Source organism: Flavobacterium enshiense DK69, from assembly GCF_000498495.1.
In the GTDB taxonomy this organism is placed as follows: Bacteria; Bacteroidota; Bacteroidia; order Flavobacteriales; family Flavobacteriaceae; genus Flavobacterium; species Flavobacterium enshiense.
Map to the genome: position 1 here is coordinate 43,860 of NZ_AVCS01000004.1, position 23,742 is coordinate 67,601.

Genomic DNA, 23,742 nt, shown 5'->3' on the forward strand with positions numbered 1-23,742 from the left:
GTTTAAAGATTGCTTTTTACATTTACCTTTTATTTTTCAAAACCTACACTACGGTTATAAATAGCATAATACATACAATAAAGGTAAGGCATTGTGAAGAATAAACCTATGCAAAAAGCAAATAAACCTATAAATGAACCAATTGTGGCAAGTAATATGGCCAGGAAAATAATCAACGGTTGTTTGGATACTACCATGATGCTATTGGCTATGGCATTCATAGCTGATAATCTTCCGAAGATAATTAACGGGACAGTTAAACAAGTGAAGAAACCAATCAGATAACTCAATAATGAACCGACAATGTCCAAATGGATTAACTGAAAACTTATAGTTATTGTGCTGGTAATCAAAGAAATTACTAAAGATGATATCAGTAAATCTTTCAGGTAGTCAGCTTTGTAACAGTCAAAAATAGTGGAAAAGGAAATTTCATCCTGGGTTTCCACATCGTGAGCAACTTTGATTAAACCTGCCGTAAATGGAGTAAGTATGATCGCCAACAGAGAAACACCACCAACATATAATGCGATTTGTTCGGGTGTGAAAGTAGAGAAATCCATTTTGAGCGTTTCCTCTGAAAGATTCTCTAAATCAAAAAAATAAGACAGTCCGAAAACAGATACGATCAAAAGCGATAAAATCACAATTAGTAGTGCCAAGCCTGATAAAAGGGCGATTTTTTTATAACTCTCAAAACTCTCATTAATCAAATCACCTAAATCAATCTGATAGCCGTTTTGTTTAATCTCTTTAAGACGATTATTGATGTAATTCATAGTTATGAAATTTAAAATCCGATTCGGAATCCTAAGTATAAATCGGCTTGTTTAGAATTATTTAGCAATGCTGTAATAACTGACCCTGAGCCTAAGAAAAAGCCTCCGGCACGGATTCCGAAACCTGTCGTAAATCCAGAAACCTCATTATCGGAAAAAGGCATGTAAATCTCATAGTTCTCGCTGGAAAATCGAGGTGTCAGGGTGATAATATTTTGTATAGTCATAATATCATCTTGGGTATCGTCAGATAATTTCTGTTGCGTATATGCTGAAACCGACCATTTATTGTAAATTTTATAGTCAACGTATGCATTAATCACGGCAGGGAGGTTTACTTTAAAATCGGTACCTGAATTTTGTTGAGTCAGATAACCGTTATCCTTCAAAATCTGTTCAATATCAGCAACACTTTGTGCATCATTAAATTCTTCAAGGTTAAGCGGGTTGGCTGTAGGAATGTTAAGCACGTAGTTGGCCGATTTATTATTGTCTGATTTAAAGGTCATACTGCCCATATTTCTGAAGGAAAGGCCGGTATTCAATTTGTATCCGCCCGTTTTAGGGGTTGTGCCATCTGCAGCAGCGGATGCTTTTTCTTTTAATTGGTAGTTAAAACCAAAATCGGCTCCGTAACCGTTTAATCCGCCTGCGAAAATTTCATCATAATTTGAACTTGTTTTATAGCTGTCAGCTAATGCCCCGGAATATGAAAAATTCATAGTAGCAGTTGCATTATACAAATAAACATCTCCTGTAACGGGTTCAACAGTAACGGTTCCCTGCAAGTTGTTTAATCCGAAATTTGAATACGAGCCCGGGAAAAGTAATTTGAAAGTAGCTCCGGCATTGAACTTATGTTTGTCATTTTCATACAACGTCCGGGCAGCGGAAAGATTGATCTCTCCCCATGTAGCACCATTCATTCTTTGGTTGTAGCTGGAATTTATCTCTGCAGTTCCAAGGAATGAACTGTTAAGTGCGTTTCCTAAAGTAACATCCACGTCAATGGCATTTGCTTTAATATTTGCTGCTGAAGATATTGCGAAAGCCCATTTTTTTACTTTCATGCCAAATGACGGACCCAAAATTAAAGCGTCCAGTCTCATATTGACAGGTTCTGTTCCTGTAAAAATTTTGTCTTCGATGTTTTCACCGTTAACAATATCAGAAAATTTGATTTTATTATTGGAAACGTTGGTGCTCATGTTGATAACATTAACATCAAATTTCGTTACCATGTTATTTAATTCTGAGGGATTGATGTATGCATTAAGTAATCCCGTCCTTTTGGAAATGTTGATTCCCGAAAAGTGTTCCTGTGAAAATGCGGTTATTGAAAGTAGGGAAGAGGCAAGCAGTAAAATTTTTTTCATATTAGGTGTTTAATCTCAATTTAAGGCAGTAAATAAACAAAAAGTTAAATACTTCTCCAAACAGCATCATTTGGTACCGGAGCGATAATCTCCAGAATTTCTTTGCTTACGGGATGAGTAAAAACTAATTTCCTCGCGTGAAGATGTATTCCGCCATCAGGGTTGCTTCGGTCAAAACCATATTTCAAATCGCCTTTTATCGGGCAGCCTATGGCAGAAAGCTGACTTCGGATCTGATGATGTCTTCCGGTATGCAGATTGATTTCCAAAGCATAATAATTATCCAGTTTCTTAATGATTTTATAATCCAAACTGGCTTTTTTGCTGTCCGGAACTTCTTTGGTATGCGCTTTTGAAGTATTGTTTTTAGGGTTTCTTTTCAGAAAATGAACAAGAATATCCTCTGTTTTTGGCGGTTGGTTTTTTACTACGGCCCAATACGTTTTCTGGGTTTCGCGGTTTTTGAATAAATCGTTTAGCCGTGTAAGTGCTTTCGAAGTTCTGGCAAAAACCACGATACCGGTTGTAGGTCGGTCCAATCGGTGAACAACGCCTATAAAAACCTCTCCGGGTTTGTTGTATTTTTCTTTGATGTATTCTTTAACGACATCCGATAACGGTTTGTCCCCGGTTTTATCACCTTGTACAATATCTCCAACACGTTTATTGACAATAATGATGTGATTGTCTTCGTGAAGGATTTGAAGATTATCTTTTGTAGATATTTCTTTCATTTAGACTTCTTAGAATATTAGATTTTTAGAATAGATTTGAATTTAGAAATCATTTTAGTGATTTCAGATAATTCATTAATTAGTTTATCAGATTGACTAATAGTTAAGAAATTTAAATCAGAGGCTATTAATAATTGAGTTTCTATTTCATAGCATGAACCTATTGCTATTTCGAGAAATCTGGAAAAATCTTTATTAGATTTTCTTGACGATCCTTCAGCAATATTAGAAGATATAGATATTGAGGCTCTTCCTAATTGGTTTGTTAATCCAAATTTTTCATTATCCGGGAAATAGGATGTGGTTTCATAGATTTCAGAACAAAACTGTCTGCTTCTTTTCCAAATTTCTAATTCCTTAAATTGGTGCATATAATTTCGGCGTATATATAATCTAAAAATCTAAAACGTTCTAATAATCTAAAATTCTAAGAAATCTAACTCAGTCTAACTAATATTGCTCATTAGCATTAGGGAAATCAACAGATTTTACATCATCTACATATTGCCCGATGGCTTTTGTCATGTCTTCGTAAAGGTTCATGTATCGTCTTAGGAAACGCGGACTGAATTCATGCGTCATTCCGATCATATCGTGTAAAACCAAAACCTGTCCGTCAACTCCGCTTCCGGCGCCAATTCCGATTACAGGAATGGAAATGGTTTCAGCAACTTTTTTTGCCAATGAAGACGGGATTTTTTCCAAAACTAAAGCGAAACAACCAACTTTCTCCAGCATTTTAGCGTCTTCAATTAGTTTTTCTGCCTCAGCTTCCTCTTTGGCGCGAACAGTATAAGTTCCGAATTTATAAATCGATTGCGGAGTCAGACCTAAATGTCCCATAACCGGAATTCCGGCATTAAGAATCTTTTTGATACTTTCTTTAATTTCTTTTCCTCCTTCAAGTTTCACGGCATGGCCACCGCTTTCTTTCATGATTCGGATTGAAGAACGTAATGCTTCTCTCGGATCCGACTGATAACTTCCGAAAGGTAAATCTACTACAACCAATGCTCTTTCTGCCGCTCTAACTACTGAAGAGGCATGGTAAATCATCTGATCTAAAGTAATAGGAAGGGTGGTTTCATGTCCCGCCATTACATTACTGGCAGAATCACCGACTAAAATTACATCCACACCGGAACTGTCAACGATTTTTGCCATGGTGTAATCGTAGGCCGTCAGCATTGAAATTTTCTCTCCGTTGGCTTTCATTTCGATTAATGATTTCGTCGTAATTCTTTTGTAATCTTTTTTGGCTACAGACATAATTTTAAAGTTAGAAGTTAGAAATTGGAGTTATAAGTTCTGGTTAAACTTTTAACAAGTGATTTTCTTCTTTATCAGAATGTAAAATTAGTACAATTTCCAGAATGACGTAACATTAATGAGATAAATGCTACTTATTTAGCAGATAAAAATAAAAATTATGAAAAAGCTGATTTTATTGTTTGCCTTTTGTTTCACTTTCGCTGCAAATGCTCAGAAATCCGAAGTTGAAAATACAATTAAGATATTTTTTGAAGGATTCCATGCTAAAGATACTTTGAAAATAAAATCTGTCTGTCATGAAAAACTAATATTGCAATCTATTTCCGAAGGGCAGAAGGGCAGCAGGTTGTCTGATGAAACAGCATCTGAGTTTTACAAATCGGTTTCGACGTTTCCAAATGATATGAAATTTGAAGAAAGGATTTTAAGCTACAACATTCAGATTGACGGGAAAATGGCACACGCCTGGACTCCTTACGAATTTTACCTAAACGGAAAATTTAGTCATTCAGGAGTAAATGCGTTTACGCTTTATAAAGAAAATGATGCCTGGAAAATTATTTATCTTATTGATACCAGAAGAAAAAGCAGTAAATAAAAATCTTTATAAAATCTTTATACATAGCCAATTTTATCTTATAAAATACTTACAACTTATGATTTAACTTTGTAGTGTAATTAAGTCATAAGAAATTGAAAACATTAATTCAACATATCAGAACCAAAAACCAATACGTATTAAGTATAGTTTCTGTAAGTATAGTTTCTTTACTGTTCTTGTTCACAAGAGAGTATCTGGACTATAACGTGATTGGTTATTTATTGCTGGTTTTAGTTTCACTACTGGCAATATTCCTGGATATTTACGCCGTACTTTTGGCGGCTGTTTTGAGCGCTCTGGCGATGGACTTCCTGTTCATTAAGCCCTATTATACCTTGCATATTGAAACAGCTAAGGATGGATTGTTATTATTCCTGTTTTTTATTATTGCGATGATAAATGCGGTGCTGACTTTTAAAGTCAGAAAGGCAAATCAGTTAGCACACGCAAAAGAAGCAAAACTCCAGACAATGAAACTGTATAATACTTTATTGGATTCGTTGTCGCATGAATTAAGAACCCCGATTTCAACTATAATGGGGGCCATCGGAATTCTTCAAGAAAAGCCAAAACAGTTATCTGAAGAAAACAGTACGAAATTATTATCCGAAATGGAAAAAGCTTCCCTAAGGTTAAATCATCAGGTTGAAAATTTACTGAACATGTCCCGACTGGAAACCGGTTATATTCAGCCAAAAATGGATTGGTGTGATTTGAAGGAACTGGTCTATAAGGTTTTAAATGATTTGAAGGAAGAATTGGTAAATCACAGGATAATAGTGAAAATTCCCGATTACCTTCCGTTGTTTAAACTGGATTATGGCTTGACGGAGCAAATCGTTTACAATCTGATTTACAATGCTTCTCAATATACGCCTCAGGGAGCCTTAATTGAAATTGGTGTTGACTATATCCCGGATGTTAATTTTGAATATGAAGAAGGAAAAGTGATGACCTGTAAAATCACTATCAGCGATGACGGAAATGGTTTCCCGGAAGATGAAATTCACAAAGTGTTTGATAAGTTTTACCGTCTTCAGCATTCGAAAACTGGAGGAACCGGTCTGGGATTGTCCATTGTGAAAGGTTTTGTGGAAGCTCAGAATGGAGAAGTTTCCCTCGAAAATAAAGAAGACGAAAGCGGAGCCATTTTTACAGTAGCTTTTCCGGCAGTCGTTATGCAAACAAATTCGATACACAATGATGAATAGTCCGACCATATTAGTTATTGATGACGAAAGTCAAATCAGAAAACTATTGGAAATCACACTCGATTCCAACGGATATAAAACCGTGTTTGCGTCGAATGCGAAAGAAGGAATACTGATGTCCGCTAACCATCCGCCTGATTTGATTGTATTGGATCTTGGATTGCCAGATGACGACGGACAGAATGTACTGGTTCAGTTGCGGGAATGGTTTGTGAACCCGATTATAATTTTATCGGTTAAAAGTGCCGAAAGCGAAATCGTAAAAGCTCTGGATAATGGAGCCAATGACTACCTGACAAAACCTTTTCGGACTCAGGAGTTACTCGCAAGAATAAGGGCTGCCCTTCGCAATCAGAGCATGGTTACGCCGGAACCAATTGTAACCATTGATGCTATTCAGATTGATTTTTCGGCCAGAATCGTGAAAGTCAATAGCGAAATAATTAAACTTACGGCAACAGAGTATACGCTACTGTCTCTTTTAGTCAAAAATGAAGGGCGCGTACTCACGCATCAGCATATTTTAAAAGAGGTGTGGGGACCAAGTTATATTGATCAGACACAGTACCTCAGAGTTTTTATCGCACAATTAAGAAAGAAAATAGAAAGCGATCCCAACCGTCCAAAATACATTCTTACCGAATCGGGGATAGGCTATCGTTTTAATATCAGCTAACTAATTTTTTATAAAATCATTGTAAAGGATTATGGAATTTAATTTCATAGTCAGCTCTTCTATTGCCTCAACTTTTTAGAAACAAATCAATATAAATACTTAAAAATCAAAAATTTAATTAAAATGAGCACTCAAACAGTAAATAAAGTCACTGCAGCATCCTTACTTGTAGCACTTGGAATTATTTATGGCGATATCGGTACCAGTCCGTTGTATGTGATGAAATCGATAATAGGGAATCGTCCAATATCGGAACTGTTGGTATACGGTGGAGTTTCATGTGTATTTTGGACTTTAACCTTTCAGACTACTTTGAAATACATTTTCCTGACGCTTTCAGCCGATAATAACGGAGAAGGAGGCGTATTTTCTTTATACGCTTTGGTAAAGAGGTTCGGAAAAGGAAAACTGATAATTCCAACAATTCTAGGTGCAACCACATTACTTGCAGACGGAATAATCACTCCGCCAATTTCGGTAGCTTCTGCTGTGGAAGGTCTTGATGTTATTATTCCGGATATCCCGACAATCCCTATAGTTATCGTGATTCTTTCAGCACTGTTTTTCTTTCAGCGCTTCGGGACACAAAAAGTAGGAAGTTTGTTCGGACCGGCAATGGTGGTTTGGTTTTCAATGCTTTTCGTATTGGGAATTTCGCAAATCATTCATCATCCGGAAATTATAAAGGCTTTAAACCCGATTTATGCCTATGAACTTTTAGTGGAATACCCACACGGATTCTGGTTACTAGGCGCAGTATTTCTTTGTACAACAGGAGCAGAGGCTTTGTACTCAGACTTGGGACATTGTGGAAGGAAGAACATCAGGATTACCTGGTCATTTGTAAAAGTGTCGTTGTTGGTGAATTATTTAGGCCAGGCTTCGTGGTTAATGACACAAGGAAATTCTCATCTTGGTGACAGAAACCCGTTTTATGCCATCATGCCCGAATGGTTTTTAATTTTCGGGATTATTATTGCTACCGCTGCGGCAATTATTGCTTCCCAGGCTTTAATCAGTGGTTCGTATACGCTTATCAATGAAGCAATTTCACTGAATTTCTGGCCAAGAGTTGCGTTGAAAAATCCAACCGATCTGAAAGGGCAGATTTATATTCCATCCATCAATGCCATTTTGTGGACGGGCTGTATCATGATGATTCTTTATTTTAAAAATTCGGCACACATGGAAGCGGCTTACGGATTTTCCATTACGATTGCCATGCTGATGACTACGTTTTTGTTGTCTTATTATCTGATTTATATTAAAAAAATGAAAATAGGCTGGGTATCGTTAATGTTGTTTGTCTTTTCTGTGATTGAAATTTCATTTTTTGTAGCCAATGTGGTAAAAATAAAAGAAAGATGGATGTTTTTGTTCTTTGAGCTTTTTATTTTTATGGTGATGTATGTGTGGTATTTCTCCCGAAAACTGAACAATCAGTTCATGAAATTTGTCAATTTGGTAGAACAAACACCAATGTTGAAAGAATTAAGCGAAGACGATTCCATTCCGAAATATTCGACACATTTAATTTATTTGTCCAAAGCGGATCGAACCTATGAAATTGAAGAAAAGGTAATGAAATCCATTTTTGCCAAAAAGCCTAAACGAGCGGATGTCTATTGGTTTTTACATATTAACAGAACGAATGAACCGTTTACGTTGAATTATGAAGTGGTGGAAATATTAGACGATAAAGTCATCAAAGTAATTTTGAATGTAGGTTTCAGAGTTCAGCCGAAAGTAGAATTGTATTTCAAAAGGATTGTTCAGGAACTTGTACAGAGAAAAGAGCTTAGCTTACATATCCGTCCAGATGGTTCTACTAAATACAATGCCGAACCGGATTTCAAATTTGTGATTATTGAAAAGTTCCTTTCGGTTGAAAACGAGTTTTCGATTAAACATGATTGGTTATTAACGTCTTATTTTATATTAAAAAGATTGTCAATTTCCGATGAAAAAGCATTTGGATTGGACAGAAGCGATGTCGCAATTGAAAAAGTCCCTATGGTTTATCATCCGGTTTCCAATATTGCTTTGGAACGAAAATCAAGCTAAATTAGCCAAATGAAAAACAGTAAAAATAAAGTGATTCTCGCCTTGTTGTTTTTGATGAGCGGACTCCTTGTTTCGGCACAGGATACTATTCCTTCTTCAAAAGTAAAAATTGATTTTTCAGGATATATCGAAACATTTTATACGTATGATTTCAACCGGCCTGAAAGTGTGAGACGACAGGATTTCCTTTATAATCATAACAGGCATAACGAGTTTAATGTTAACATGGCTTTGCTTAGAAGTGCCGTTTCATACGAGAATTTTTACGCTAAAATTGCGATTCAGGCAGGAACCTATGTGCAGGACAATTATGTAAATGAAGATATAAAGATTTTTAACGAAGCTAATATCGGCGTTTATCTGGATAAGAATCAGAAAACGAGTATTGAAGCCGGAATTTTTGCATCGCATATCGGATTTGAAACGGCTGCCTCGGCAAGTAACCTGACTCTGACACGTTCCCTTTTGGCAGAAGGCTCTCCTTACTTTTTAACCGGTGTAAAGGTGAATTACAAACCAAACGAAAAATGGGTATTCACAGGGATGCTGAATAACGGATGGCAACGAATCAGTAAACCTAATCGTAATGCACTACCGGCCTTAAGCAGTCAGATTGTTTATAAATCAACTCCCAAAAGCACATTGAACTGGAGTACGTTTGTTGGAGATGAACCAATAGGCGATAACCTGAGAACCCGTTATTTCAGTAATCTTTATTGGGATTATCAATGGGGTGGTAAATGGCGTACGATTGCAGGGTTCGATTATGGTTTACAAAAACGAATTGATGATGATGGTTATGCCAACTGGTACAGTCCGGTACTTATTGCGCAATACGGAATTTCAGATAAATGGCAGATTGCTTATCGTTCAGAATACTATCAGGATAAGGAAAACATCGTGATTCCCTCAACTTACGTGAGTTTTAAAACCATCGGAAATTCATTGAATCTGGATTTTCTTCCTAATTCAAAGGTGAAAATAAGAGGAGAGGCAAGATGGCTGCATTCTGATACCGAGAATTTTAAAACGCAAAGCGGTTATTCAAAGGACAATGTATTTATAACCACAGCAATGTCGTTTGAATTTTAATAAAAAAGGAAGCTATTAAGCTTCCTTTATTTTTTTAACAGTCGGACATGTTAACGGCTACTGCCAAACCACCTTCCGAGGTCTCTTTGTATTTATTGTTCATGTCTTTAGCAGTTTGCCACATGGTATCAACTACTTTGTCTAAAGGCACTTTTGCGTTTTTAGGATCGGTTTCCATCGCTAATTCTGCCGCGTTGATGGCTTTGATAGCTCCCATCGTATTTCTTTCGATACACGGAATCTGAACCAATCCGCCAATTGGGTCGCAGGTTAAGCCTAAGTGATGCTCCATGGCGATTTCTGCTGCCACTAAAACCTGTTCCGGAGTTCCGCCCATTACTTCACATAAGGCTCCGGCTGCCATAGCGGAAGAAACTCCTATTTCGGCCTGACATCCGCCCATAGCTGCAGAAATGGTAGCGCCTTTTTTAAAGATACTTCCTATTTCACCGGCAACCATAAGGAATTGTTTGATATGTTCTTCGTTAGCTTCGTGGTTTTCAATTACCATGTAATACATTAATACGGCTGGTATAACTCCGGCGCTTCCATTGGTAGGAGCCGTTACAACTCGTCCTAAAGATGCATTTACTTCATTAACAGCCAAAGCAAAACAGCTTACCCATTTTAGAATCTGACGGAATTTAACTTCGGTCATTCTTATTGTTTCCAGCCAGGATTGTGGATTGTCATATGGTAAAACGCCAATAAGGTTTTTGTGCATGTCATAAGCGCGACGGCGTACATTTAATCCGCCCGGTAAAGTACCTTCGGTATGACAGCCAATGTAAATACACTCTAACATGGTATTCCAGATGCGCATCAGTTCGTGACTGATTTCCTCTTCGGGACGCATGGATTTCTCGTTCTCCAGTACGATTTCGGAAATCTTTTTACCTTCTTTTTGGCAATACTTCAGTAATTCGTCTGCCTTTTCAATCGGAAAAGGGAAACTGCGCATTATTTTGGTGTTTTCTTTTGAGCTGTTACTGTCTTCTTTTACCACAAATCCGCCACCAATAGAGTAGAAGGTAGAAGCGTATTCTTCATTATCGGTATAGACCGTAAATGTTAGTCCGTTAGCATGAAAAGGCAGGAAGTTTTTATTGAAAACGATGTCCTTTTCAAAATCGAACGGAATAATGATTTCGTTTCCAAGGAAAATCTCCTTTTTGTTCTTGATGGCCGTGATAATTACATCAATGCTTTCTACGGGGATATATTCTGGATCAGCACCGCTTAATCCGAGCATTACGGCCAAATCGGTAGCATGTCCTTTTCCTGTCAGCGAAAGCGAACCATATAAATCTACTTTAATACGATTGATATTGTCAATTAGGTTACGCTCACGGATTTCGGCAAGGAACTGTTCGGCAGCACGCCAAGGGCCTAAAGTGTGTGAACTTGAAGGTCCTACACCAATTTTAAGCATATCGAAAACGGAAATACATTCCATAATTTATTCTGAATTTATTCTGAAAATCGTTTGTTTAATACAAAGATAATTCGATAATTTCATTGTACATAACGTTTTACTTTTTTATAACACCTTAACATCGCACCTGAATTTTTAAAACAGATTTTTGAGCAATAAATGCGATAATCTTTCTTCGAAACAGAATCTTTTTAAAAATTAGTATGAACCAGCCAATTTCAAAGATTTTAAAATAGTGAGTTGTAAATGTTTTTGAATATTTAAAATATTAATAGTCAGTAATTTATGGTTAACTTTGTAGTTTAAAAATACAAATATCAATATGTTGAAGAATTATGACCCCTTAAATCTCGAACTTGTGTAAAATAATATTCAAAGTAATTCCAGATGGATTTTTTGCAGGTTTGAGAATTTTAAAATACTGAGAATAATAACAGTTATTAAAAATTTTTAAATCTTGGAAAAAATGAAAACACAATTACTACGATATTTCCTTGCTATTATTGGGATATTTTCATTCGTTATCACATATTCTCAGCAGCCCGGCTCTTTAGACCTTGGTTTTGGGATCGGTGGTAAAGTAATGACCAATTTTTCGGGAGGTTCTTCCAATGCTCAATCGGTTGTTATTCAAAATGATGGCAAAATGGTGGTAGCAGGATATAGTTGGAATGGAATCAACAACGATTTTGCTTTAGCGCGCTACAATAGCAATGGCAGTCTGGATAATACTTTTGGTTTTGGAGGAAAAGTAAATACGGATCTAGGGAGTGATGATTATGCCTTTTCAGTGGCTGTTCAAAGCGATGGTAAAATTTTAGTGGCTGGGTGGATTACTGGCGACAGCAACCCTCAAAATACTGGTCGTGAATTTGCTTTAGTGCGTTACAACAGCAATGGCAGTCTGGATAATTCCTTTGATTTTGATGGAAAAGTAATCACTGATGTTGGAGCTTTTGATGTTTGCCAATCAGTAGCCGTTCAAAGTGATGGTAAAATTGTGTTGGCAGGAAGTACCGCACATTTTGTAGATTTCAGTGATAGCGATATTGCATTAGTGCGCTATAACAGCAATGGCAGTTTGGATAATACCTTTGATACTGACGGAAAGGTAATTACAGCTATTGGAAACTCAGTTGATATTGCTAGATCAGTAGCTATCCAAAGTGATGGCAAAATTCTGGTTGCGGGAGGAAGCAGTAGTGATTTTGCATTAGTGCGTTACAAAAGCGATGGAAATTTGGATACTACTTTTGGCATTGATGGAAAAGTAACTACGGATATAGAAAGTACTGAAACTGGTCAATCGGTAGCCATCCAAAGCGATGGTAAAATTGTAGTTGCAGGATCTAGTGGCAATGGTTCTAGTTGGGATTTTGCATTGGTGCGCTACAATAGTAATGGTGGTTTGGACAACACCTTTGATTACGATGGAAAAGTAACTACAGATCTTGGCAGTTATCACGATATTGCTAATTCATTGTCAATAAAAAGCAATGGTAAAATTATGGTGGCGGGACATTTTGCGACCCCTTATAATTTTGATTTTGCTTTAGTATGTTATAACAGTGATGGAAGTTTGGATAATACCTTTAGTGAAGATGGAATAGTGACTACAGCTATCAGTAGTGCTAATAATGATGAAGGGCATTCGGTAGCCATTCAAAACGATGGAAAAATTGTGGTTGCGGGGTATAGCACCCGTAGTTCTGATGATAGGTTTGCCTCGGTGCGCTACAACAGCAATGGAAGTTTGGATGATACTTTTGGCGAAAATGGAAAAGTAACCACAGGTCTTGGTAGTGCTGACGACTATAGCAATTCAATAGCAATCCAAAGAGATGGAAAAATTGTGTTGGCGGGAGAAAGTAACGGTGATTTTGCATTAGCACGTTATAATAGTAATGGAATTTTGGATAATACCTTTGGTGAAAATGGGAAAGTCATTACGGATGTTGTCGAAGATATTGATTCTGGTAAATCAGTCGCTATCCAAAGCGATGACAAAATTATAGTGGCAGGGGTAGGTAGAAACTTCGATTCTTCCGATTCCAATTTTGCTTTAATGCGCTACAATAGCAATGGAAGTTTGGATAATTCCTTTGACCACGATGGGAAAGTAATTACAGATTTCGGAAGTTCTAATTCTTTTGGAACAGCAGTAAATATCCAAAGTGATGGCAAAGTTGTTATGGCGGGATCTACTTGGGATGGTTTTCAGTATGATTTTGCTTTAGTACGCTACAACATCAATGGCAGTTTAGACAACACATTCGGCAACAATGGAAAAGTAATTACGGATTTAGGAGGTTATCATGATGATTATGCTACTGCAATGACACTCCAAAAAGATGGTAAAATTATAGTAGCCGGATATAGAAACAAAGGGTCTTCCTCATCTCCTGATACTGATTTTTCTTTAGTGCGTTACAATAGTAATGGTAGCCCGGATAATTCGTTTGGTATTGGCGGAATGATTACTACTGCTGTTGGAAATTCCAATGACTTTGGTAATTCTGTGGCAATTCAAAATGATAATAAAGTTGTAGTGGCAGGTTATAGCAGCAATGGATATAACTGGGATTTTGCTTTAGTGCGTTACAAAAGCGATGGTACTTTAGATAATACCTTCTCTTCCGATGGAAAAGTAACTACGGATGTAGGGAATGCTAATGATTATGGTAATTCCATAGCTATCCAAAGCAATGGAAAAATTATTGTGGCGGGATACATTGCCAATGGTGATCAATGGGATTTTGCTTTAGTATGCTATAAAAGTGATGGTAGTTTGGATGGCACCTTTGGCGCCGGTGGAAAAGTAATTACGGACTTAGGGAGTGTTAATGATATTGGAAGTAAAATGGCCCTTCAAAACGATGGAAAAATTCTGCTTTCGGGATATATTGACAATGGCTCTAATTACGATTTTGCTCTGGCGCGATATAATATGGGTACGCTCGGTATTGAAGAAAACAGTTTCGTAAACAATTCAGTAAAAGTATATCCCAATCCGTTTTCAAGTACTGCCACCATTACTTTTTCTTTGAATCAATCGGAAAAAGTTTCCGTAAAGATTTTTGATTTGAATGGAAGGTTAATAAGAATTATCTCCAATGGTGTTCTGGAAGGAGGAAAACATTCGTTGACATTTGATGCAGAACAATTAGATACAGGTATTTATTTCTTGCAACTGCAAGGGGAAGATTTTTTTAAAACTGAAAAAATAGTTTTTTCAAAATAATTCTGAAGCTTAAAAAAAATGAAAACACAATTAATGAATAAGGTGTCTATCTACTTGATTTTGGGTATTAAGTAATTAGGTGTTATTTTATTCAATAATTATATTTTGTATCCCGAAATACTCTTTCTGCGCTTCCACTGCCCAATCATCATTGCTTCTGAAATCCCTGAAATCGTAACAATGCGATTTTAGATTTTCGTCGATTTTTCGAATAAGGACAACTTTATTTTTGGAATTCTTTAAAAGTGATTCCCGCTTTGCTATTTCGGTTTTAAGAATAATCCCTTTGTTGAAATTGTAAGCGATAAAACAGAATGCTGTAAAATAAACAGCGTAAACTATAGAGTTAGAGAAATAGTTTTCTTTCGAATTGGCATGAATAACTGAAAAATCGGAAATGAATTTAACTACAAAAAGAAAGAAGAAGAACATGAAGTAAATTGCTGTTCTTGGTGAAACTACCTCAGGCATTGTAATAAAAGGCAAAATCGTACTTAAAGCGACAATCAGATATTTGTAAGTGTCGATAAAAGCAATAAGTTGTTCTTTGGTTTTGGGAATGAAAATGATATTTCGAATGGTTGCCGAAACTTTATTGCTGCTTTGACATATATAAACAAATCCAGACGAAATCGCTAAAAGTATCAGGAAGAAAGACAGTTTCAGATAGGTTGCCAATGCAAAGAGGGAATTTTTAATGATTATCCATAATGTAACACCTTCAATTGCTGCGTTATTGTTTATTTCCTTAATCCTGACGAAATTGCCGGGTGCAGCACTTAAAAAAACAGTTCCGCCAATAATTATAAGAAGTAATAAAGCGTTGAATCGTATGTTGCTTTTTTCCTTTCGGAGAAAATCATACAGGATTGTCAGCAGTAAGAGTGTAATAAGTCCAATAGTCAGGTTTTGGGTTGTAATACCGATAAATATTGTAAAAAATATAAATGAGATTCTGGCTGTCAGTACATTGCTTCTTTGAATTTTATAAAAACAATACAGCCAAACAGCACCTAACAATAAATTAAACGAATAGACGCCTCCAGTTGCCCAATAAATTGTCTGACTGATATGAGAGTATGATCCTAACCAAAAGGCAATCGCAATCAGAATAGGAAGATATAATTTATTAGGCCCTGCAAATTTGCTTTTCGTTTCTTCTTTTATGATAAATGATAAAATGATTCCGCTTAACAGAAAGCAGCCGTTCCAAAACAAAGTTATCATTTCCACAGGCAGCAACTCTAAGAAGGCACCTTGTAAAAAAGCGGCTGTTGTCATGTAACGTCCATCCCAAGCATAATAGCCGTGCACGCATCTTTGGAATATGCCAAGTTTATTTATTTCATTCAATATAGCGTAATCATCGGCCCAATAAAAAGTATTGAAGTTTAATGCTAAAATCAGGAAGAGAGTCAGAAAACCTGTTATAACCGGTAAAGAGTTGCCTAAATTTTTGAGAGATGTCATTAATGCGTCTGAAATTAAATGTCAAATATAGTTTTTTAAAGATTATTTATGCTCAGATAAATGCATATTAATGTCATCCTGTCAGTTTTTTTGTTTTGTTTTATTAAGAAATATGACATTTTATGTATTTTTTCCTCTTGGCACAATCATTGTCATTTTGCAACTCGAGTTTTGAACTTTTGAATTAAAATTAAACTATTATAAAATGAGTAAGATTATTGGAATCGACTTAGGAACAACAAACTCCTGCGTATCCGTAATGGAAGGTGGAGAGCCAGTTGTAATTGCTAATGCCGAAGGAAAAAGAACAACACCATCCGTAATTGCATTTGTGGAAGGTGGCGAAATTAAAGTGGGTGATCCTGCGAAAAGACAAGCAGTAACGAATCCAACAAAAACTATCGCTTCTATCAAACGTTTCATGGGTAACAAATACACTGAAAGCGCTAAAGAAGCATCAACTGTAGCATACAAAGTTGTTAAAGGAGATAATGACACACCACGTGTTGATATCGACGGAAGACTTTACACGCCACAGGAATTATCAGCAATGGTACTTCAGAAAATGAAAAAAACAGCTGAGGATTATTTAGGAACTACAGTTACAGAAGCGGTTATTACTGTACCAGCTTACTTTAACGATGCTCAGCGTCAGGCTACAAAAGAGGCTGGGGAAATTGCTGGTTTAAAAGTACGCAGAATCATCAACGAACCCACAGCTGCCGCGTTAGCTTACGGTTTGGATAAATTAGGCCACGATCATAAAATTGCAGTTTACGATTTAGGTGGGGGTACTTTCGATATTTCCATCCTTGAATTAGGAGACGGAGTTTTCGAAGTATTGTCTACAAACGGGGACACTCACTTAGGAGGTGACGATTTTGACCAGGTAATCATCGATTGGTTGGCTAACGAATTCAATAGCGCTGAAGGAGTTGATTTACGTAAAGATCCAATGGCTTTACAACGTTTGAAAGAAGCTGCTGAAAAAGCAAAAATCGAATTATCGTCTTCTACACAAACAGAAATCAACTTACCATACATCACAGCTACAGCTTCAGGACCAAAACACTTGGTACAAACGTTAACCCGTGCTAAATTTGAGCAATTGGCTGATACTTTAGTGAAACGTTCTATGGATCCGGTTGCTAAAGCGTTAAAAGATGCTGGTTTATCAACATCAGATATCGATGAGGTAATCTTAGTGGGTGGTTCAACTCGTATCCCTGTAATTCAGGAGCAAGTTGAGAAATTCTTCGGTAAAAAACCATCAAAAGGAGTTAATCCGGATGAGGTTGTAGCGATTGGAGCTGCAATTCAGGGTGGAGTTTTAACTGGAGACGTAAAAGACGTATTATTATTAGACGTTACGCCACTTTCATTAGGTATTGAAACTATGGGAAGCGTAATGACAAAATTAATTGACGCTAATACTACAATCCCTACTAAAAAATCACAGGTATTCTCTACAGCGGCAGACAATCAGCCATCAGTAGAAATCCACGTGTTACAAGGTGAGCGTCCAATGGCAAACGACAACAAAACTATCGGTCGTTTCCACTTAGACGGAATTCCGCCAGCTCCGAGAGGTGTGCCTCAAATCGAAGTAATTTTCGATATCGATGCTAACGGTATTATCCATGTAACTGCTGTTGATAAAGGAACAGGAAAATCACACGATATCCGTATCGAAGCTTCTTCAGGATTGACTCAGGAAGAAATCGAAAGAATGCGTAAAGAAGCTGAAATCAATGCTGAAGCTGACAAATTAGCTAAGGAAAAAGTAGATAAATTGAACGAGGCTGACGGAATGATCTTCCAGACTGAAAAACAGTTGAAAGAATTCGGAGAGAAATTATCTGAAGGAAATAAAACAAACATTGAAGCTGCTTTAGAATCATTGAAAAAAGCTTACGAAACTAAAGATGTTGAAACTATTCAACCTGCTTTAGACGCAATCAATGAGGCTTGGAAAAATGCTTCAGAAGAATTATACAAAGCTCAGGCTGAAGGACAAACTCACGAAGCACAACCGCAAGCGGATGCTTCAGGAGATACAACTCAGGATGTAGATTTTGAGGAAGTGAAATAATCTTCTGTAATTAGAATTGAAAAACCACGCTTACCGGCGTGGTTTTTTATTTTAAATCAATCTGTTAAAATCGTTGCATTAAGGTATCATTGTTTGTGGTTTTTAAAAAATTTGTTTTTGTTAAAAAAAATTGTACTTTTCCCAAAAACCAAGAAACCTATTAAACAATTTATGAAAAAGACACTTTTATTATTTGCATTAGCAATAATGACAACTGTCGGGTATAGTCAGAAAAAGAAAAAGAGCGCTTCAAAATCGAGCTCTTCTTCTGAAGTTTTGGCTAAATCCGATAATCTTACTGCAGAGATGGGAAAGAATGCATTTAATTTATATCTCAATGATGGCGGAAAAAAAGAAGCTCTTTTTACGCGCCCGGTAGATCCTAAAAGGAAATTGTCGGAATGCAAGATTACGAGTTATAAAGCAAAAGATACCAAACTGTATTATATTTCCTGGGTAGAAAAAGGGACCAATAAGACCGATTTAAAAACAGAAGAAGTAACAAGTACTGTGTCCGAAATCTGGGAAGTATCTACAAAAACGCAAGTTGCTGCAAACACGCACACTATAACGAATATCACTGAAAAAGTCTTTTTGGATCAGGCGAAAGAGGTTTCAGAAACCCAGCAAAGAAGACGAGTTGAAGGATCTGAGTTCAAATTATTGCCCAATGGAGATGCTATTCTAAAGGGTAAATCCGGGGAAACCAAATATACATATGATCCTGCGACTAAAAAATATGTCGCGGCGGGAAAGAAAAAATAAACCAATTAAACCAGTGATAATTTCACTGGTTTTTTTATTTACTATTCTTCGGTTTATTGCTTTACGTCGTTAATAGAGTAATAAAAACGATTTAACAGTAACAATTTTTCTGAAAAAAGATAAAAAAGCGATATTTGTATTACAAAAAACCAATTCTAAAAGTAGAAACTATGATGAACAAAAATACTGTTTTAGGCTGGGCAACATTTATTATGATTGTTATGGGTTGCATATTGATAGGATTAGCGATATACCGTTATGCTGATGTGGCCGGATGGGGTTTTGCTGCTGTAGGTATCGGTTTTTTTTCCATTGCATGGGTTTTTAACGCATTAAACGGAAGAGTGTAAGCTAAATAATAAATGAAACGGAAAGCTATTTTATGATTTACGTTAACATTTAAAGATATTTTAAAATTATTTAAATGCACTTAAATAATCCAAAAGAAAGAGCCACAGTAATATTACTGTGGCTCTTTCTTTTGGATGCATTCAATCTATTTATAAAGTACTACTTACAAAATAACATATTAACGTTCTTGTTTGTAATATTTTACTTCTTAACGATTATAGTTGCGGTTTATCGGACAAATATGTTAATTTTTTCAAAACTATTTACTTTTAATCTACTAAAATCTAAAAAACATAAGACTATTTTAGTTATTGTAGGGTTTTTCTTTTATGTTATGATATTGAATGTGTGGGATGAACCCGACAAAAAATGCAATGGCAACTGTGGAGTTTCCGGTAGGGTGACCGTGCAAACTTTCATACAGTAAATGATCCCAATCTGAATGATGAACCATTACAGACAATCAGTTTCCCTTTAAGTACAATTTAAATGAGATGTAATATAAAAAAATCAATAAAACATAATTAATCAACTTTTAATTCCTTATACAATGAAAGCACCTATATTTTCAGCAAAAACAGCAAAAATAATGAGCCTTCTTTTAGGTTTATTTATAGGATTTAGTGTTCAGGCACAAAGTTTACCACGTGTAAAAATTCTTGCAACAGGAGGAACCATTGCCGGTGCCGGTGCTGCTGCAGATCAGGCCGGATATAAGGCTGGTGCGCTTCCTATTGACCAGTTATTAAGTGCCGTACCGCAAATTCACAAATATGCAACCGTTACCGGCGAGCAGATTTCGAGTATCGGAAGTCAGGATATGTCCATCGAAATCTGGATGAAGCTTAACAAGCGCATCAATGAAATATTCAGTAAAAACGAAGCAGATGCTGTTGTGATTACCCACGGAACCGATACTCAGGAAGAAACATCCTTTTTCCTTAATCTGACGCTTAGAAGCGACAAACCCGTTGTATTTACAGGATCAATGCGTGCAGCAACGGCTATTAGTGCAGACGGACCTAAAAACCTGTTTGATGCTGTTGTGGTTGCCGCAAGTCCGAAAAGTAAAGGCAGAGGGCCTATTGTAGTATTCTCGGAAAGTATTTTTGACGGAAGGGATATCGTGAAAACAAGTTCCACGCACATGGAAGCCTATACTGCTCCCAATGCAGGGCCGATCGGACAAGTATATGATGCGAAACCGGTTTATTATCAGGAATCGGCACGTAAATCAGACAAAAACACGCCGTTTGATATTTCGGGAGTGACAAAATTGCCACGTGTTGAAATCGTTTATATGTATGCCGATGCTAATCCTTCTCTAATCAATGCCTTAGTAAATGAAAAAGTAGACGGAATTATTATCGCAGGAGTTGGAAACGGAAATTTCAATAAAGCATATTATGATGCTATCGATGCTGCCGTTAAAAAAGGAGTGGTGGTTTGTAGAGCAACAAGATGTGTTTCTGGCCGTGTGGTTCTTAAAGACGAGGTTGACGATGACAAACTGGGAACTATCGTAAGTGACGATTTGAATCCTCAAAAGGCACGTATCTTACTGATGGTGGGTTTAACCAAAACCAAAGATAAAAAGCAATTACAACAGTATTTCTTTGAGTATTAATCTCAGGTTGCTAAATGTCCCTTGTTAAAAACTGTCGGAAAGATTTTTAAAATTATTTCCGGGTAAAATAAAAAGTCATGAGAAAAGTAAAATATATTCCTCTTATGTTGCTGATGATTGCTTCATCACAATATTCAATTGCTCAAGTCCGAACAGAAAAAGATTTGTTAGGTGAAAAGCAAATACCCGCTGATGCTTACTATGGAGTTCAAACGCTGAGAGCTTTGGAAAACTTCCAGGTTAGCGGAGTTAAAACTAATTTTTATCCCGACTATGTGAAAGCCTATGCCATAGTAAAGCTGGCAGCTGCCAGAGCTAACGGTGAAGTGGGCCGAATGAAAAAAGACCGACTTGCGGCCATAGAAAAAGCCTGTCAGGCAGTTATGGATGGTAAATATCACGACCAGTTTTTAACCGATTTGTATCAGGGAGGTGCAGGAACTTCGGCTAATATGAATGCCAATGAAGTACTGGCAAATATTGCCCTTGAAATGATGGGGAAAAAGAAAGGGGAGTATCAGTACATCGAACCTCATGACGATTTAAACATGGGACAGTCCACCAATGATGTGTACCCAACTGCTATACATATCGCTTTGATTCTGCATAATGATAAAGTTATGAAGGAAGCTCAACTGTTAGCGCAGTCTTTCCATAAAAAAGGAGATCAGTTTAATCATCTGTTAAAGATGGGGCGTACGGAAGGGCAGGATGCCGTGCCAATGACATTAGGGCAGGAGTTTCACGCCTTCGGTTATCAGCTTGATGCCGCCATTGATGCAATGCGTAAGTCGGAAGCCTACCTGTATGAAGTGAATATGGGAGCAACGGCTATCGGTACAGGACTGACAGCTACTCCGGGTTATGCTGAAAAATGTTCGGCACAACTTGCTAAAATCACAGGAAAACCGATTCATACATCCAAAGACCTTATTGCTGCAACAAGCAGTATGCAGGCCTTTGTGATGTATTCTTCTTCAATAAAAAATTTAGCTGTTACCTTATCTAAAATCAGCAGTGATTTAATCTTCCTTGCAACTGGTCCGCGAACAGGTATTTTCGAGATCAATTTGCCGGCTCTTCAGCCCGGATCGTCTATCATGCCTGGAAAAGTAAATCCGGTAATGCCGGAATTGATGAACCAGATCTGTTTTAAAGCGATAGGTAATGATGTAACTGTTACATTCGCATCACAGGACGGACTTTTGCAGCTGAATGCTTACGAACCGGTTGTTGCCGTGGCAATTATGGAATCTCAGGCGTTATTTTATAAATCAATGCCGTTATTCCGTAAAAATTGTATTGACGGAATCACTGCCAACGAAAAAGTGATGCAAAAATACATCGAACGAAGCGTAGGAATTGTTACGGCTCTAAATCCGGTTCTTGGTTATGAAAAAACAACCGAATTGGCCAAAGAAGCCCTTGAGAAAGATAAGGGGATCCTTGAATTGATCCGAGAAAAGAAATTGCTTACCGAAGATCAGATTAAGAAATTGTTAGATCCGGCAGCAATGACCGGACAACAGAAAAAATAATTGTGGAATCTTTTTCGGAGAAATCCGGAAATAAAATAAGTCCCAATGAAATCAAATGTAGTTGAAGGCGAAAGCCAACCAAAACTATCGATTAGGATAAAAAAAACCTTGTTATCACTGCTTTTTGTGGTAACAGGGTTTGTTTCTTATGCGCAAGTTGAGCCAAAAGCGCCTGTTCCGGATGGTACTCAAGGAGAAGTTTTTCGTGAGAAGGAAGCAGATAGTTTGGAAGTCAAAAAGAAGTATGAACATTTTAACGAGTTTGAAAACTCGTTAACCACATTGAGATTTGGGGGAGGTTTTTTATATGAATTTGCAACATACAGTCAGGATGACGTAAGCAAAGATCAGGTAGAGCTTTCTCCTGTTTTTAAAGTAAGGGATGCCAGGGTTACAGCGTCAGGTAAATTAAAAACCAAAAGGGAAATAACTTGGAAAGTTGGTGTTATGCATGATGGGAATCAAAAAACCTGGTATATGAGGGAAACCGGAGTCATGGTAAAATTTCCCGAGATATCCGGACATATTTTTGTAGGCAGAACAAAAGAAGGATATTCGCTAAGCAAGGTGAAAGTTGGATATTCCACATGGTTTTTGGAAAGAGCTATGGCAATTGATATCATCCCAATCCTTGGTGATGGTATAAAGTACCTCGGATTTCTTCCCAAACAGCGTATTAACTGGAACATTGGTGCTTATACGGATTGGCTGTCCGAAGGGCAGAGCTTTTCAAAATACCAATGGCAATTTGCCTCAAGAGTAGCTTACCTGCCTATCTATACAGATGCAACAAAGCCTATGATGCATATAGGAGTCAACTACCGGTATGGAAAAGTTAAAAACGGTGAACTGCAGGTGAGATCCAAACCAGAAGCTGATCCGGCCCCATATTTTATTGATACCGGGAAGTTTTCGGTTTACAGTTCCAATCATGTCGGGGGTGAATTTTATTATCGCAATGGTCCATTTTTGTTTGGGTCAGAGGTTAATGCCCACATGATGAATTCATCTGAAACAGGAAATCCTATATTTTACGGAGGTGAAGCATTTATGGCATATACAATCAATGCTCAAACCAGGCCTTATTTTGCCAGTACAGGGATATTTGGCTTCGTTAAAGTAAAAAAATCAGTTTTCGATGGAGGATACGGGGCATTTGAATTTACACTTCGTTATTCAAGTCTTGACCTTGATGATGGTACTTTAACCGGAGGTAAGTTCTGGAGAGTCACACCAAATGTCAATTGGTATCTTTCAGATAACATACGCCTTTATTTTACTTATGGTTATGGTGTTTTGGATAGATATAATCAGGAAGGGGTTACCAATTTTTTTCAAAGCCGAATCTTATTTATGCTATAACAGATTTGAAGCATTGCACTATATACATCGATTCAACTTGATGACTTAAAATAAAT

Annotated in this window: 20 protein-coding genes; 12 read left to right on the forward strand and 8 right to left on the reverse strand. The window is 37.0% G+C overall.

Annotated features, from left to right (window positions below):
* Positions 1–29: 29 nt before the first annotated feature.
* The 5 genes from FEDK69T_RS15305 to panB all read right to left on the reverse strand — a co-directional run bounded on the left by FEDK69T_RS15305 (position 30) and on the right by panB (position 4,158).
* Positions 30–779, reverse strand: a complete 750-nt coding sequence (locus tag FEDK69T_RS15305) for a DUF2189 domain-containing protein (RefSeq protein ID WP_023572348.1) — start codon at positions 777–779, stop codon at positions 30–32.
* Positions 780–790: 11 nt separating this feature from the next.
* On the reverse strand, positions 791–2,155 hold the full coding sequence (locus FEDK69T_RS01400) for a DUF5723 family protein (protein ID WP_023572349.1): 1,365 nt from the start codon (positions 2,153–2,155) through the stop codon (positions 791–793).
* A gap of 44 nt (positions 2,156–2,199) precedes the next feature.
* Entirely contained in the window at positions 2,200–2,889 is a 690-nt protein-coding gene (locus FEDK69T_RS01405; protein WP_023572350.1) for an RluA family pseudouridine synthase, read from the reverse strand.
* 17 nt (positions 2,890–2,906) lie between these two features.
* Complete coding sequence (locus FEDK69T_RS01410; RefSeq protein WP_023572351.1) at positions 2,907–3,260, reverse strand: four helix bundle protein; 354 nt, start codon at positions 3,258–3,260, stop codon at positions 2,907–2,909.
* 79 nt (positions 3,261–3,339) lie between these two features.
* Entirely contained in the window at positions 3,340–4,158 is an 819-nt protein-coding gene (panB, locus tag FEDK69T_RS01415) for a 3-methyl-2-oxobutanoate hydroxymethyltransferase (protein WP_023572352.1), read from the reverse strand.
* Positions 4,159–4,318: 160 nt separating this feature from the next.
* On the opposite strand from panB, the gene FEDK69T_RS01420 reads away from it, so the two are divergent.
* From FEDK69T_RS01420 to FEDK69T_RS01440, 5 genes are all read left to right on the forward strand, one after another.
* On the forward strand, positions 4,319–4,759 hold the full coding sequence (locus tag FEDK69T_RS01420) for a nuclear transport factor 2 family protein (RefSeq protein WP_023572353.1): 441 nt from the start codon (positions 4,319–4,321) through the stop codon (positions 4,757–4,759).
* A 95-nt stretch (positions 4,760–4,854) separates the two neighbouring features.
* Positions 4,855–5,973, forward strand: a complete 1,119-nt coding sequence (locus FEDK69T_RS01425; protein ID WP_023572354.1) for a sensor histidine kinase — start codon at positions 4,855–4,857, stop codon at positions 5,971–5,973.
* Positions 5,963–6,649 carry a response regulator gene (locus FEDK69T_RS01430; RefSeq protein ID WP_316949001.1) on the forward strand — a complete coding sequence of 229 codons (687 nt, stop codon included), beginning with the start codon at positions 5,963–5,965 and terminating at the stop codon, positions 6,647–6,649. The genes FEDK69T_RS01425 and FEDK69T_RS01430 overlap by 11 nt, the downstream gene beginning before the upstream one ends.
* A gap of 123 nt (positions 6,650–6,772) precedes the next feature.
* Entirely contained in the window at positions 6,773–8,713 is a 1,941-nt protein-coding gene (locus tag FEDK69T_RS01435) for a KUP/HAK/KT family potassium transporter (protein WP_023572356.1), read from the forward strand.
* Between the two features lie 9 nt (positions 8,714–8,722).
* Positions 8,723–9,805, forward strand: a complete 1,083-nt coding sequence (locus tag FEDK69T_RS01440; protein ID WP_023572357.1) for a porin — start codon at positions 8,723–8,725, stop codon at positions 9,803–9,805.
* 34 nt (positions 9,806–9,839) lie between these two features.
* On the opposite strand, the gene FEDK69T_RS01445 is transcribed toward FEDK69T_RS01440, so the two are convergent.
* Positions 9,840–11,261 (reverse strand): L-serine ammonia-lyase, encoded by a 1,422-nt coding sequence (locus tag FEDK69T_RS01445; RefSeq protein ID WP_023572358.1) that lies wholly within the window; start codon positions 11,259–11,261, stop codon positions 9,840–9,842.
* Positions 11,262–11,706: 445 nt separating this feature from the next.
* Between FEDK69T_RS01445 and FEDK69T_RS15310 the strand changes: the two genes are divergently transcribed.
* The gene (locus FEDK69T_RS15310) at positions 11,707–14,481 is read left to right on the forward strand and encodes a T9SS type A sorting domain-containing protein (protein ID WP_051385046.1); all 2,775 of its coding nucleotides are present in this window, start codon (positions 11,707–11,709) and stop codon (positions 14,479–14,481) included.
* A gap of 87 nt (positions 14,482–14,568) precedes the next feature.
* Here the strand turns inward: FEDK69T_RS15310 and FEDK69T_RS01455 are convergent, their stop codons facing one another.
* Positions 14,569–15,951, reverse strand: a complete 1,383-nt coding sequence (locus FEDK69T_RS01455; RefSeq protein ID WP_023572360.1) for a DUF6056 family protein — start codon at positions 15,949–15,951, stop codon at positions 14,569–14,571.
* Positions 15,952–16,156: 205 nt separating this feature from the next.
* On the opposite strand from FEDK69T_RS01455, the gene dnaK reads away from it, so the two are divergent.
* The 3 genes from dnaK to FEDK69T_RS01470 all read left to right on the forward strand — a co-directional run bounded on the left by dnaK (position 16,157) and on the right by FEDK69T_RS01470 (position 19,158).
* Positions 16,157–18,043: a molecular chaperone DnaK gene (gene dnaK / locus FEDK69T_RS01460; protein WP_023572361.1), complete on the forward strand. Its 1,887-nt coding sequence runs from the start codon at positions 16,157–16,159 to the stop codon at positions 18,041–18,043.
* 171 nt (positions 18,044–18,214) lie between these two features.
* On the forward strand, positions 18,215–18,808 hold the full coding sequence (locus FEDK69T_RS01465; RefSeq protein ID WP_131494737.1) for a hypothetical protein: 594 nt from the start codon (positions 18,215–18,217) through the stop codon (positions 18,806–18,808).
* Positions 18,809–18,981: 173 nt separating this feature from the next.
* A complete protein-coding gene (locus FEDK69T_RS01470) occupies positions 18,982–19,158 on the forward strand; it encodes a CAL67264 family membrane protein (RefSeq protein ID WP_240473162.1) in 177 nt (58 codons plus the stop codon).
* Positions 19,159–19,463: 305 nt separating this feature from the next.
* Here FEDK69T_RS01470 and FEDK69T_RS15765 read toward each other — a convergent pair whose 3' ends face one another.
* Complete coding sequence (locus FEDK69T_RS15765) at positions 19,464–19,613, reverse strand: hypothetical protein (RefSeq protein WP_023572364.1); 150 nt, start codon at positions 19,611–19,613, stop codon at positions 19,464–19,466.
* A 96-nt stretch (positions 19,614–19,709) separates the two neighbouring features.
* On the opposite strand from FEDK69T_RS15765, the gene FEDK69T_RS01480 reads away from it, so the two are divergent.
* The 3 genes from FEDK69T_RS01480 (at position 19,710) to FEDK69T_RS01490 (ending at position 23,686) form a co-directional block, all read left to right on the forward strand.
* Positions 19,710–20,786, forward strand: coding sequence for a type II asparaginase (locus FEDK69T_RS01480; protein ID WP_023572365.1), 1,077 nt, complete (start codon positions 19,710–19,712; stop codon positions 20,784–20,786).
* Positions 20,787–20,923: 137 nt separating this feature from the next.
* Positions 20,924–22,324 (forward strand): aspartate ammonia-lyase, encoded by a 1,401-nt coding sequence (locus FEDK69T_RS01485; RefSeq protein WP_035629928.1) that lies wholly within the window; start codon positions 20,924–20,926, stop codon positions 22,322–22,324.
* A 45-nt stretch (positions 22,325–22,369) separates the two neighbouring features.
* Positions 22,370–23,686 carry an OprO/OprP family phosphate-selective porin gene (locus FEDK69T_RS01490; RefSeq protein WP_023572367.1) on the forward strand — a complete coding sequence of 439 codons (1,317 nt, stop codon included), beginning with the start codon at positions 22,370–22,372 and terminating at the stop codon, positions 23,684–23,686.
* Positions 23,687–23,742: the final 56 nt, after the last annotated feature.

Coding starts and splice junctions, on each gene's coding strand:
- FEDK69T_RS15310 (WP_051385046.1), top strand. CDS start 11,707: ATGAAAACACAATTACTACGATATTTCCTTGCTATTATTGGGATATTT.
- FEDK69T_RS15765 (WP_023572364.1), bottom strand. CDS start 19,613: ATGGTTCATCATTCAGATTGGGATCATTTACTGTATGAAAGTTTGCAC.
- FEDK69T_RS01455 (WP_023572360.1), bottom strand. CDS start 15,951: ATGACATCTCTCAAAAATTTAGGCAACTCTTTACCGGTTATAACAGGT.
- FEDK69T_RS01420 (WP_023572353.1), top strand. CDS start 4,319: ATGAAAAAGCTGATTTTATTGTTTGCCTTTTGTTTCACTTTCGCTGCA.
- FEDK69T_RS01430 (WP_316949001.1), top strand. CDS start 5,963: ATGATGAATAGTCCGACCATATTAGTTATTGATGACGAAAGTCAAATC.
- FEDK69T_RS01405 (WP_023572350.1), bottom strand. CDS start 2,889: ATGAAAGAAATATCTACAAAAGATAATCTTCAAATCCTTCACGAAGAC.
- FEDK69T_RS01465 (WP_131494737.1), top strand. CDS start 18,215: ATGAAAAAGACACTTTTATTATTTGCATTAGCAATAATGACAACTGTC.
- FEDK69T_RS01470 (WP_240473162.1), top strand. CDS start 18,982: ATGAACAAAAATACTGTTTTAGGCTGGGCAACATTTATTATGATTGTT.
- panB (WP_023572352.1), bottom strand. CDS start 4,158: ATGTCTGTAGCCAAAAAAGATTACAAAAGAATTACGACGAAATCATTA.
- dnaK (WP_023572361.1), top strand. CDS start 16,157: ATGAGTAAGATTATTGGAATCGACTTAGGAACAACAAACTCCTGCGTA.
- FEDK69T_RS01410 (WP_023572351.1), bottom strand. CDS start 3,260: ATGCACCAATTTAAGGAATTAGAAATTTGGAAAAGAAGCAGACAGTTT.
- FEDK69T_RS01440 (WP_023572357.1), top strand. CDS start 8,723: ATGAAAAACAGTAAAAATAAAGTGATTCTCGCCTTGTTGTTTTTGATG.
- FEDK69T_RS01490 (WP_023572367.1), top strand. CDS start 22,370: ATGAAATCAAATGTAGTTGAAGGCGAAAGCCAACCAAAACTATCGATT.
- FEDK69T_RS01445 (WP_023572358.1), bottom strand. CDS start 11,261: ATGGAATGTATTTCCGTTTTCGATATGCTTAAAATTGGTGTAGGACCT.
- FEDK69T_RS01400 (WP_023572349.1), bottom strand. CDS start 2,155: ATGAAAAAAATTTTACTGCTTGCCTCTTCCCTACTTTCAATAACCGCA.
- FEDK69T_RS15305 (WP_023572348.1), bottom strand. CDS start 779: ATGAATTACATCAATAATCGTCTTAAAGAGATTAAACAAAACGGCTAT.
- FEDK69T_RS01480 (WP_023572365.1), top strand. CDS start 19,710: ATGAAAGCACCTATATTTTCAGCAAAAACAGCAAAAATAATGAGCCTT.
- FEDK69T_RS01435 (WP_023572356.1), top strand. CDS start 6,773: ATGAGCACTCAAACAGTAAATAAAGTCACTGCAGCATCCTTACTTGTA.